Annotated in this window: 9 protein-coding genes; 3 read left to right on the top strand and 6 right to left on the bottom strand. The window is 62.3% G+C overall.

Features of this window, described 5'->3' with window-relative positions:
• Positions 1 to 18: 18 nt before the first annotated feature.
• A complete protein-coding gene (locus QD408_RS12585; protein WP_088682570.1) occupies positions 19 to 780 on the bottom strand; it encodes an SDR family NAD(P)-dependent oxidoreductase in 762 nt (253 codons plus the stop codon).
• Positions 781 to 919: 139 nt separating this feature from the next.
• Here QD408_RS12585 and QD408_RS12580 point away from each other — a divergent pair, with 139 nt between their 5' ends.
• Positions 920 to 1783, top strand: coding sequence for a LysR substrate-binding domain-containing protein (locus tag QD408_RS12580; protein WP_414139530.1), 864 nt, complete (start codon positions 920 to 922; stop codon positions 1781 to 1783).
• 687 nt (positions 1784 to 2470) lie between these two features.
• Here QD408_RS12580 and QD408_RS12575 read toward each other — a convergent pair.
• The 5 genes from QD408_RS12575 to QD408_RS12555 form a co-directional block, all read right to left on the bottom strand.
• The gene (locus QD408_RS12575) at positions 2471 to 3265 is read right to left on the bottom strand and encodes an inositol monophosphatase family protein (RefSeq protein WP_414139529.1); all 795 of its coding nucleotides are present in this window, start codon (positions 3263 to 3265) and stop codon (positions 2471 to 2473) included.
• Positions 3266 to 3346: 81 nt separating this feature from the next.
• A complete protein-coding gene (locus QD408_RS12570; RefSeq protein ID WP_088682573.1) occupies positions 3347 to 4408 on the bottom strand; it encodes an ABC transporter ATP-binding protein in 1062 nt (353 codons plus the stop codon).
• Positions 4405 to 6627, bottom strand: a complete 2223-nt coding sequence (locus tag QD408_RS12565) for an ABC transporter permease (protein WP_414139528.1) — start codon at positions 6625 to 6627, stop codon at positions 4405 to 4407. Before QD408_RS12565 ends, QD408_RS12570 begins: the two co-directional genes overlap by 4 nt.
• Before the next feature lie 67 nt (positions 6628 to 6694).
• On the bottom strand, positions 6695 to 7723 hold the full coding sequence (locus tag QD408_RS12560) for an ABC transporter substrate-binding protein (protein ID WP_414139527.1): 1029 nt from the start codon (positions 7721 to 7723) through the stop codon (positions 6695 to 6697).
• A 120-nt stretch (positions 7724 to 7843) separates the two neighbouring features.
• Positions 7844 to 8866 (bottom strand): ABC transporter substrate-binding protein, encoded by a 1023-nt coding sequence (locus QD408_RS12555; protein WP_414139526.1) that lies wholly within the window; start codon positions 8864 to 8866, stop codon positions 7844 to 7846.
• 215 nt (positions 8867 to 9081) lie between these two features.
• On the opposite strand from QD408_RS12555, the gene QD408_RS12550 reads away from it, so the two are divergent.
• Both QD408_RS12550 and QD408_RS12545 read left to right on the top strand, forming a co-directional pair.
• Positions 9082 to 9822, top strand: a complete 741-nt coding sequence (locus tag QD408_RS12550) for a response regulator (RefSeq protein WP_088682721.1) — start codon at positions 9082 to 9084, stop codon at positions 9820 to 9822.
• Positions 9819 to 11912 carry a two-component system sensor histidine kinase NtrB gene (locus QD408_RS12545; RefSeq protein ID WP_414139525.1) on the top strand — a complete coding sequence of 698 codons (2094 nt, stop codon included), beginning with the start codon at positions 9819 to 9821 and terminating at the stop codon, positions 11910 to 11912. The genes QD408_RS12550 and QD408_RS12545 overlap by 4 nt, the downstream gene beginning before the upstream one ends.
• The last annotated feature ends 285 nt before the right edge of the window (positions 11913 to 12197 follow it).

Raw genomic sequence — 12197 nt, 5'->3', positions numbered from 1 at the left:
GTCGGTTGGCGGCGGGTCTCAGTGAATGAGCATGCCGCCGTTGACGTCGATCACCGCACCGGTGACGTAGGCCGACAGGTCCGATGCAAGGAACAGGTAGATGTTGGCGACGTCGGTCGCCTCCCCGAGCCGGCTCAACGGAATGCCCTTGATGATGTCGGCACGCATCTGGTCGGTGAGTTTGCCGCCGGTGATATCCGTCTGGATCAAACCGGGCGTTACCGAGTTGACGCGGATTCCCGCCGGCCCGAATTCGCGGGCCATTGCCTTGGCGAGGCCCAGAACGCCTGCCTTCGCGGCGGAATAATGGGGGCCGCCGAAGATCCCACCGCCACGCTGCGCCGAGACTGAAGACATGCAGGCAATCGATCCGCCGCCGTTGTCGCGCATATAGGGTATGAAAGCCTGACTGAGAAACAGCACGCCCGTCATATTGACGGCGATAATCCGTTGCCAATCGGCATCCGTGATGTCCAACGTTGTGACGGGCTGCGTAATACCAGCGTTGTTGATCAGCGCGTTGACCGCACCGAAAGATGCGATGACCTCGGAGGCGGCCTTCGTGCAGGAGTCCTTAGCGGCGACGTCGCAGCGGAGGCCGATGTGCGCCCCGGTGTTGACGGTTGGCAAGGCCGCAGCGGCTTCTGCGGCGGCATCAGTGTCTATATCAAGGATCGCGACGCGGGCGCCGTGCTCGGCGAAAAGCTGTGCGGTGGCACGACCGATGCCGCGCCTGCTCGCCGCGCCCGAAATGACCGCGGTCTTCCCATTCAGTAGCATGTAATCTCCTCCCGATGCTTCCCGAGCATCTGGCAAATCATCGACAAGTCAGTTGGCTTGCTGGGCGAACCTGACTTAGTCGGCGACGTTCGACAAACGCGAAGTTTACAACGGTAGGTGAATCTGGTTCACTAATCGGATGTTACAGATGGCTTCCCTCTCCGCTGTCCGCATCTTTGAAGCCGCGGCCCGACTTGCTTCCTTCCGTGCTGCCGCGGAAGAATTGCACCTGTCGCCAAGTGCTGTCAGCCACGCGATTGCAAAGCTGGAACGGGACTTAGGCACCTCTCTGTTTGAACGCAGCACACGCAAGGTCAGCCTTACGCTTGCCGGGCAGACGCTCCTCTCCCATGCCTCGAATGCATTCGAAGAGCTTCGGCGTGGTGTTGAGATGATTTCATCGAACAAGGCGCATCTTTTGCGGGTTCATTGCGCCCCTAGCTATGCAGCGCAGGTGCTGTCAGCCCGGCTTCCAGACTTTCTCAGCAAGAACAAAGGGGTAGAAGTCAGAGTGGCGGCGAGCACGAATTACGCACGGTTCGTTGACGGCCTCTTCGACGTTGATATTGTTTACGGCGAGCCTTCCAACCGGGAGGATCTCATCGTCGTGCCTCTTGGCGAGGAAGTCGTATCGCCCCTGTGCAGTCCGAAAATGGCAGAGCGGCTGAAAACGCCGCGCGATCTTGAACACCTGCCACTTATCAGAAGCGATTTAAAGCGCATTCAATGGATCGACTGGTTCGAACTCAACAATCTCGGTCCCCCTCCTTTTCCTGCGATGAGCTTCGACAGAAGTTTTCTCGCGGTTGACGCGGCAGCAAATGGTTTGGGGGTTGCTTTAGAATCCAACACTCTCGCAAATCGGGAACTAGAAAGCGGCCGCCTTGTGCGCCCCTTCACCAACAGTAGAGACAATCGTTACATCGGACATTACTTGGCTTATCCCAAAAGTGGCAGCCAACGTCGGCTCTCGAAAGTCTTTGCGGACTGGGTCACGTCATAATCATCGCTGCGCGGCGACCGTCTGCACCGCTCGTTAGCCTAGTATTGGGCAGCAGGCTAACTCTCGATGAGTTGAGCTGATGGGAGCGGCACCTGAGACACCAACATCCGATGTTTGACTGCAGTTGAAAAGATTCGAACTGGAGATCCCTCGCCGGAGATAGCTATGTGTTCGGAATCGGGGATTTTTCCGTTCGTCCGTACGCAGCCACGTCCTGTCGATCTCTTTATGCGATCTTCTTCGTCCAGAACGTGAACAACATAGCAACATGCTGGGCAATGACTCGAAAGCCCTCACGCGCCAGCGCGCCATAATTGGCGTGAGCAGGATTCCGCTCGGCACCGTCCTTAGCGGAGCGGTTCTCATCCGTCAGCAGCCAGTCCGTCTGGTATGTCGTTCGTGGAAGTGGTCGTGGCGCGTTATGGCCGGCTCAGTGGGACATCGATGTTGCGCAGGAACTTTCCGAGAAGATATCCCGTCGGTATTGAACCGAGTAAATACGCGATAAGCACTCCAATGGCACTGGCGATCCAATGCACGATCTTATCCACTATCCTTGAGCCATTTCGTCATTTTCTGATTTCGTTAGGAGCCCTCCGCTCTGATGAAAGTCAAGGACCTTCGAGAATACGTCTGGCGTGGGAGTTGCTCGCCGGTGACACGACACTCGCTGGGTGTCTGGAAGGTTCAGCCGGTGTGGATTGCCAGCAGATCGGCATAGACCGTCTGATTGCTGGCCAGCACCGGATGGCCCTGCAGCAAGGCTTCGCCCTCAGCCGGGAAGGCTAGATGAGTCCCACCGGCCTCTCTGACGAGGCAGTAGCCGGCCATGCAGTCCCAGGCGCGCATGTGGGGCTCGTAGTAACCAACGAGCCGGCCCGCGGCCACATAGGCCAGCATCAGGGCACCGGAGCCATTGCGGATGAAATTGCCGCCTTTGCCGAGCAAGGCAGCGACAATCGCGCCTACCCGTTCCGGTGTGACATAGGTGTTGCAGCCGATGCCCGTCATTGCATTCTGCAAAGTCCGTGATGGGTCGAGGCTGAGGTTCTTGCCGTTGAGGCTCGCACCCATGCCCGCTGCCGCTGCGTAGAGTTCATCAGCGCATGGAACATGGATGACGCCGATCACCGGCACACCGCGGTGCAGAACGGCAATCGATACACACCATGTCGGCATGCCGTTGACGAAGGGCGCCGTTCCGTCGATCGGATCGACCACCCATGTCAATCCCGACTGCCCTTCCTGATACCCGTATTCCTCGCCGAGAAACCCGTCTGCCCCAAAAGCTTCCGCCACGCGCCGGCGGATGAACGTCTCGACGTTGCGGTCGGCAATGGACACGACATCCTGCAGATCCCGCTTCGTTTCGATGACGAGCGTTTCGCGCCTGTTGAAATAATCGAGCGCCATGGCGCCCGCCTCCTGTGCCACCGCTCTGGCGAAGGCGAAGCGTGTATCAAGTTCCGTCTCTTGCGACATGATGCTGGTACTCCTTGCATTGAGTGTCGTCGCTGCGGGAATTAAGCGCCCGCACCGACCGAATGTTCAGATATTAGAGGCTCATCCGCTGATGAGGGCGATGCCGCGGCCTCGAAAGCCGAGCGTGGCGTCGGAGGCGACCGGCAGGATGCGGTCGACGGCGTGATCGACGATGAAGAGCGTGCCGACGTCGGTTTCAACCTCGTACTCGACATGATCTCCAAGATAGGCGGAATGCAGGATACGGCCGGCAAGCCCCTGCCCGCGTCCCTCGGAAAGCGCGATGGCGCCGGGCCGGACGGCAAGGCTTGCGGCACCCGGCGTCGCCCGACCGGCGGGCACGCGATGCTTGAAACCGCCAATGCGGATTTCAGCATCGGCGCCATCGATGCCGACCACCTCGCAGGGAATGACGTTCGCCTCCCCCATGAAATCGGCGATGAAGGCGGAAGCCGGCGCTTCGTAGAGGTCGCGCGGGGCGCCGGACTGGGCGATTTCGCCATCCTTCATGATGATGATCCGGTCGGACACGGCAAGCGCCTCGTCCTGATCGTGCGTGACGTAGACAGCCGTGAAGCCGAGGCGCTGCTGGAGTTGGCGGATATCCGTGCGCACCTTGCGGCGCAGGCGCGCATCGAGGTTGGAGAGCGGCTCATCGAGCAGCAGCACCTGCGGCTCCAGCACCAGCGCGCGGGCGACGGCGACGCGCTGCTGCTGGCCGCCGGAGAGTTCGGCGGGAAGGCGATGGCCCATGCCGGCAAGACCGACGAGCGCCAGCCCCTCCTCCGCCTTCTCGCGCGCTTGCCTGCGGTTCAGGCCGGAGGATTCCAGGCCATAGGCGACATTGTCGCGCGCATTCATATGCGGAAACAGCGCATAGGACTGGAAGACCATCGAGACGTCGCGCTCGTTGGCCGGCAGCATGGTGACGTCCTTGCCGCCGATCAGGATTTTTCCGGCCGAAGGATGTTCGAGGCCGGCAAGCATGCGCAGCGTCGTCGTCTTGCCGCAGCCGGAAGGGCCAAGCAGGGTGACGAGCGTGCCGGGCTCGATGGTGAGCGAAAGGTCGGCAATGGCGGTGAAGGCGCCGAACGTCTTGCGCACGTTCTGGAAGACGACGGAACCGGCTTTCTGGTTGATCATGCGATTTTCTCCTGACGAGAGGAAGCGGAGGTGGCGAGGCCGGCGACGCGGTTTTCACGGCGCAGGCGCCGCTCGCCCACGATGAGCTGGAAGCCGGCGATGACGGTGATCATCACGACGATCAGCATGGAGGAATAGGCGATCGCTACGCCGTATTCGCCATTCTCGACGAGACCGACGATGTAGGAGGTCGCCATGTTGTACTCGGCGCTGACGAGGAAGATGACGGCGCTGATGGAGGTGATGGCACGCACGAAGGAATAAACGAGCGCGGCGGTGATGGCAGGACGCAGGAGCGGCAAAATGACCTTGCGGATCGTGCGGAAGCTGTTGGCCCGGAGCGTCAGCGAGGCTTCGTCCAGGCTCTTGTCGAGCTGGCTCATCGCAGCGATGCCGCCGCGCACACCGACCGGCATGTTGCGGAAGACGAAGCAGGCGATCAGGATCAGCGCCGAGCCGGTCATCTCGAGCGGCGGCAGGTTGAAGGCCATGATGTAGCTCACGCCGATGACCGTGCCGGGAATGGCAAAGCTCATCATCAGGGCGAATTCAAAGGCATTCTTGCCGGCGAATTTCTGACGCACGATGATATAGGCCGTCAGCAGACCGACGGCGGCGGTCAGCGGGGCGGAGATCAGCGCGATCTCCATCGTCGTCCAGAACGAGTTCCAGGCGACACCCGTCCAGGCGATCCCGTTTTCGAAGCTGATCGAGAAGGCCTTGGCGTAGTGGTCGAGCGTCAGCGAATTGTCGAGGCCCCAGGTCTTCACGAAGCCGCCGATCAGGATCATGCCGTAGATGACGAGCGTGAAGAGGATCCACGGGATGACGACGGCGTGAACGCCGATCGACAGCCCGCGCGGCAGGGCGATATGCGATCCGCTGTCGCCCTTGCCGGTGACGGTGGCAAAATTCTTGCCCGACAGCCAGACGCGCTGGGCGAGGAAGGCGGAGAGCGTGAAGGCGAGCAGCACCATGGCGAGCACGGCGGCGCGTGATGGATCGTTCTGCGAGCCGACGACGGCGAAGAAGATTTCCGTCGAGAGCACGCCATGGCTGCCGCCGAGCACCAGCGGGTTGCCGAAATCGGCCATGCTTTCGATGAAGCCTATGAGGAAGGCGTTGGCGAGGCCAGGCTTCATCAGCGGCAGCGACACCCGCCGGAAGGTGCGCCAGCGGTCGGCGCGCAGCGTCGTGGAGGCCTCCTCCATCGATGGGCTGACGCCTTCGACGACGCCGATCAGCACGAGGAAGGAGATCGGCGTGAAGGACAGCACCTGCGCGATCCAGATGCCGGTGAGGCCGTAGAGCCAGCGGCCGGGCTCTAGGCCGAGCAGTTGCGACAGCCCCTGCGTGACGACACCGGCACGGCCGAAGAGCAGCGTGAGCGCCAGACCGATGACGAAGGGCGGCGTGATGATCGGCAGGATCGTCAGCAGCCGCAGGCCCTTCTTGAAGGGAAAGCGCGTGCGGGTGGCGACGAGCGCGAAGGCAAGCCCGAGCAGGGTCGAGCCGAGGCCGGTCATGATGGCGAGCCATAGCGTGCGCCAGGCGACGCCGCAGCGGCCGGCGCCGATCACACAGTTGAGGCTCCAGATGCTCGGATCCTGGATATTGCGGATAAAGTTATCCGCATTGAACGAGCCGTCGAAATCCTGCACCGAACCGATGAACATGCTGCCGATCGGATAGAAGACGAAGACGGCGACGAGGAAGACCAGCAGCGCGATAGCGCTGACGACGAAGGCATCGCCCTTCATCACGCCGCGGTCGGCAAGGCCGAAGGCGAAGAGCAGCACGAAGGTGATGGAAGAGAGGACCGCGCCCGCCCCCATGGCGGGCTGGCCGTTCGAGAGCGGGCCGAAGAGCGTGTCGCTCACCGTCCAGTTCCAGCCGGAAAAGCCGATGGCGAGGCCCTGGAGCGAGAGGAAGAGAACGCCGATCGCGCCGATCCAGGCGAGCACGGCGCCGCGGCGCATCGGGTCCGCCATGCCGCGAGCCGCGACCGCCAGGAGAAGGAGCACGAGCGCAGCGGCAAGCCACAGCCGGCCATGCGCGAAGATCTGCACGAGACCGGGTGCGGCCTCCGTGGAAAGGGGGAAGCCGGCCAGCCAACCGAACCCGAAGAAGCCGTTCTCGATCCGATACCAGGGCAACAGGGTCAATGCGACCACGCCCAGGAGCAGGACCACGTCCAGCCTGCGATTGCCATGTCTCATGGCTGACCTCGCTGTTTTGAGTGTAGGAAGGCGGCGCCTGTGGAGGCAGGCGCCGCCTGTCAGGACATCAGTTGGCGGCGGCGCCGATTTCGCGATCCCAGCGTTCCAGCAGTGCCTTGCGCTTTGCCGGGTCGCCATAAGTCTTGAAGTCGTAGTCGATCAGCTTGATGTCCTCGAAGCGCGGCGCCTCCTTCGGAATGGTCGCGCTCTTGTTGGAAGGCAGCTGGAAGGATTTTGCATCCTTCATGCGCGACTGGACTTCCGCCGTCAGCGCCCAGTCGTACCAGGTCTTCGCATTGTCGAGGTTGCGCGCGCCCTTGATGATCGACATGGAGCCGATCTCATAGCCGGTGCCTTCGCAGGGCGTGATCGACTTGACCGGGAAGCCTTCCGCCGTCTGCGCCACCGCGTCATGCACGAAGACGATGCCGAGTGCCGTCTCGCCGCGTGCAGCCGCCTTGACGGGCGCCGAGCCGGACTTGGTATATTGCGAGATGTTGCCATTCAGCTTCTTCAGGTAGTCGAAGGCCTGGTCCTCGCCCATGATCTGCACGAGAGACGCGAGCGCGGTGTAGGCCGTGCCGGAAGAATTCGGGTTGGCGATCTGAATTTCGCCCTTCAATTCCGGCGCCAGAAGGTCGGCCCAGCAGACCGGCTCCTTGTAACCCTTGGTTTTGAAGATTTCCGTGTTGTAGCCCCAGCCGAGCGCGCCGGCATAGACGCCGACCGTCTTGTAACCGGAGCTTTCGGCCTGCTTCTTCGCCCAGTCGTTGAGTTCATCGAGCTTCGGCGACTTGTATTCCAGCGTCAGATTTTCCGATGCCGCCTGAAGATGCGGGTCGCCTGTGCCGGCCCACCAGATGTCGGTCTTCGGGTTGCGGGCCTCGGCGCGCACCTTGGCATAGGTCTCGCCGGACGAGAGGCGAACCATGTTCACCTTGATGTCCGCATGCGCCTTCTCGAAATCGCCCTTCATCTGCTCGCAGATGACGACGTCGGCCGAGCAGATGAGGTTGAGTTCGCCAGCCGCCTGCGCCGGCAGCGCCCCGAGCGCCGTGCCGGCGAAGAGCATGAGGGAAAGGGTGTTGATTTTCATGCGGGCATCCTCCTGTTGCCTGGGTTGGATTTTTCCCATGAACGAGACACGGCGGGGCCTTCGGCCTGCCCGCGGCGGCGCGTTCACGATTTCGGATTGCTGTTTGTCTAAAGGGATCGATCAGTTCGTCGCGGCGATTTCCGCATCGAACCTGCGGAGTAGTCGACTTCGTTCTTCCGGTGAGCCGAAGGTGGCGAAGTCATAGTCCACCATCTTGATCATCGAAATGTCAGGCGCTGCGAGCGGCAGGCTGGATTTCGCGTTTGATGGCACCTGGTTCTGGCCGGACGCTGCGCCCGTACCCTGCCCTTCCGGGCTCAGCGCGAAATCGACGAAGCGCTTTGCTTCCTCGATGTTTTTGGCACCTTTGACGATGCTCACGGCACCGATCTCGTAGCCGGTGCCTTCGCAGGGTGCGACGATCACAAGCGGATAGCCCGCCTGCTTCTGCGTGACGGCATCATGCATGAAGGAAATGCCGATGAGCGTTTCTCCGCGCGCCGCCGCCTTGATAGGCGCAGATCCGGAAGGGGTGTAACGCTCGATATTGCGGTTGAGCGCGGCGAGATAACGGAAGGCCTCATCCTCGCCGAAGAGCTGGACGAGCGTCGCAAGCGTGGTGAAGGCGGTGCCGGAAGAATTCGGATTGCCGCTCTGGATGCGGCCGTGATAGGCGGTGTCCGTCAGGTCCTTCCAGCAAGTCGGCGCCGGCAGCTTCAGCTCGCGCAGCAGATCGACATTGTAGGCAAAGCCGAGCGCCCCGGCATAGATGCCGGCCGAGCGGCCGCCGGACATGGCGAAGAAATTCTGCGCCCAGGGCAGCATGTCGCGCTCATGGGCCGGCTGGTAGGGTTCGAGAAGATTTTCAGAACCAGCCTGCAGATGGGTATCGCCCGTGCCACCCCACCAGACGTCGACGGTCGGCGCTGCCTTCTCCGCGCGGATCTGATTGAGGATATCGCCGGTGCTCTTGCGGGTCACCGAAATTTCGTGCCCGCTCTTTGCCTCATAGGCCGTCTTCATCGCGGCGCACCACATCTCGTCCACACCGCACAAAACGGTGAGCGACGAGGCAGCCATGCCGGTGCTGGCGCTCGCCAGCCACAAAGCCGCGACTGCGCCGAAAGCGGTGATGCCTCTCACGATTTCCTCCCATTGGACCTTGTGTCCCAATCTCCGCAGCCAGGATGTCACATCTGCTGCCTTGCGCAATCGAAGAATGGTTACGGTTCTTACAGCTTTGCCCGCGACGAACCCTCAAAAATGACAAAGGTTACAAATGTGACAAAGCGCATAACACGAGCCCGCTTTGAAGATCGTGACGGCCCTGCCTATAATGAACGCGGGAGGACGTGTATGTGTTGAATGAGAGGATCAGCATTCTGATCGTCGAGGACGATCCGGACATGGCGGAGCTTATCTCCGACCTGGTGGAAGCGGAGGGCTGGACGCCGCTCACCGCGCCGTCGGCGGAGGAAGCGGCGATCGTGCTTTCGCGCGAAACGGTGCATCTCGTGCTCGTCGACCATAATCTGCCCGGCACCTCCGGCCGTACCTTCGCGCAGCGCCTGCGGGCACAGACCAATATCGGCATCGTCATGGTGACGGCTGCCGGCAGCGCCGCGGACCGGGTGCTCGGCCTCGAAACGGCGGCCGACGACTATGTCGTCAAACCCTTCGAGCCGATCGAATTGACGGCCCGTATCAAGGCCGTGCTGCGCCGGACCATCCCGTCGCTGAAGCCGGAGCGGGAAAGCGAACGGGAGCACGAGCCTACATCCCTGAAGCTCGGCGACTGGTCGGTGGATCTCAAGAGCCGCCGCGCCATCTGCCGCACCGACCCCGCCAAGTCGCTCACGAGCGCCGAATTCGCGCTGCTCGAAATCCTCGCCGAAACGCCGAACGCACCCGTCAGCCGCGCGCATATCCTCGACCGGCTGGGCGCGGAGAGCGAGCGCTACATCGACCGCAATGTCGACGTGCTCGTGCTGCGTCTGCGTCGCAAGATCGAGCGCAATCCGGACCTGCCGCGTCATATCAAGACGCGCCGCGGCAAGGGCTACGTTCTCGACACCGACGATGGCGAGATCGCACCGTGATCAGCCGTCCCTTCCTCTCCTCCATCGCCTTTCGCCTGCCCTTTGCCATCGCCTTCATCTGCGTGCTTGTCTTCAGCCTGGCGACCATCGCCGTCTACGGCCTGCAGCGGGCGCGCCAGGAGATGGCCGCCTATGGCCTGCAGGCGTTTTCGAGTCTCGCCAAGGCCTCGCTGGTGTCGCGACAGGTTTCCGATCTCGTCTCCAGCGCACCCTTCCTGATGAACGCGACCTCGCCCTACCGGGTGTCCAGCGAAAGCCGCTCGGTCGTCGTGCAGGTCGATACGTTACTGCGCGCCATGCAACCTGAAAACGACGGGGCTGCCGTGAAGGGTTTTGCGAGCAGCCGTATCGTCGAGCTGCTGGAAACGATCCGCACGCAGACGACGGCGCTTGCTGGCGACGCGGAATCCGCCCAGCAGCACAAGGCGGAGGCTGCGGCAGCGCTCGGCGAGATCGCGACCGGCAGCGGTATTGCGGATGCCGACTTCCGCGGTCGGCTGAACGCCGTCGTACAATCCGCCTCCAATTCGGACAGCCTCTTCCAGCTCGGCGAATTGCGCCGGCGCTACGTCTCCGAAACAGCCCCGCGCCTCGAACCCGCCGCGCCGGACGTCCGGATTGCCGCCGCCGAGCTTGCGCCTTACGAACGGGTGTTCGAGGCACAGACACGCTATCTCCTCGAAATGTTTGCCATCCGCGCCGCCGTTTCGCGCCTGCATACGGTCTCGCGCGATCTGTCGCATGAGACGGAAACCCAGAGCGACGCCGTTGCCCGCAGCCTCAGCGACGACCTCGTCTCGACCTCCGATGCCTTGAGCCGCATCCTGGTCATCGTCGCCGTTGCCTCGCTGCTGGTGCTGGCAATGGCCGTGGTCTCGATCCGCTCCGTCATGCGCGTCTCACGCGGCATCGTCGCGCTTTCGAACGGCATGAACGCACTGGCAGAAGGGCGCAAGGATGTCGATGCGCCGCGCTATGACGGCACGGAAACCGAGCTGGTGCGCCTGCTCGAAGCCTTTCGTGCGTTCCGCGAGAGCGTCGAGCGTGTGACGCGGCTGCGGCGCACGGCGGAGGCCGCCGCCCGCACCATCCGCTCCACCTTCCGCAGTATGAACGAGGGCATTGCGCTGTTCGATCCGCGCGGCCGGCCGATCACGATGAACCGCCGTGTCATCGAGCTGGTCGGCTGGTCCGGTTCGGCCAGGAAATTGCCGCTCCGCAGATTCGTGACACCCCTGCCGGAGATCGATCCGGCACTCCTGCCGGCCGAAAACGACGCCGGCCTGCTCTCCGACCGGTCCGTGCTGCGCCACCGCTCCGATGCCGGGCGGGTGACTGAGGTGTCGCTATCGCGCCAACCCGACGGCGGCATCGTGCTGCTGGCACGTGATATCACCGACATGGACCGGCAGGAGGCGGAGGCAGCAAAGATCCAACGGCTCGACGGCATCATGCGCATGACCCATCAGGTGAGCCATGAGGTCGGCAACATGATCGGCATCATCACCGGCAGCCTCGGCCTGCTGGAGCGCGAAACCGGCTTCAATGACCGGCAAAAGCGGCATCTCGCCCGCATCCGTAAGGCTGCCGACCGCGGCAGGTCGTTGGCCGGGAGCATGCTTTCCATCGGCAGCCAGCAGCCGATCCGTCCGGACGCGGTGGAGATGGGCGCGGTGCTGCGCGGCATGGCCGACGTGCTGGAAATCGCCATCGGTGAAAAATGCCGGCTTGCCTTCGAGATCGCCGACGACCTGCCCACCGTTCTCATCGACACGGCGCTCTTCGAGCAATCGATCCTCAATCTCTGCCTCAACGCCGCCGCGGCCATGCCATTGGGCGGAACGATCCTCATCCGTTGCGCCCGTAGCGAGGCCGGGGTGATTGTCAGCGTGACCGATGACGGTATCGGCATGTCGGCCGAAGCGGTCGATAAGGCCTTCGAGCCCTATTTCACAACCCGCGACGCGGAAGGCGGCGCGGGTCTCGGCCTGGCCGTGGTTTATGGCTTCGTCCGCCAGAGCGGCGGCGACGCGCGCATTGCCTCGGCGCCGGGCAAGGGAACGGTCGTTGAATTACTGTTTCCGGGGTGAATTGTGTAACGAAATGCCCAACGACCCGCTTCTTCGCACGTTTCTCTCTCAGCGACCTCGTGCGGGACGAAACCGAACTTCAGGCAGTACATCTGCAAATTTCCATAGCAAGACCGCTGCAATCTGGAAAACCACTATCTCCTCAGTCGAGTGGCATTGACCGCGACACGTTCTGCGATCATTATTCAGAATTATCTAAATTAGATGCGATCTTGGGTCGCATCAAAATCACGTGGGCTGAGATGGATTAGCAGGTGTCCCAAAAGGACTCCACGGAAGGAGAGG

The sequence above is a fragment of the Rhizobium sp. BR 249 genome (assembly GCF_047445895.1).
In the GTDB taxonomy this organism is placed as follows: domain Bacteria; phylum Pseudomonadota; class Alphaproteobacteria; order Rhizobiales; family Rhizobiaceae; genus Rhizobium.
This window is presented reverse-complemented; position numbering and strand designations above follow the sequence as displayed.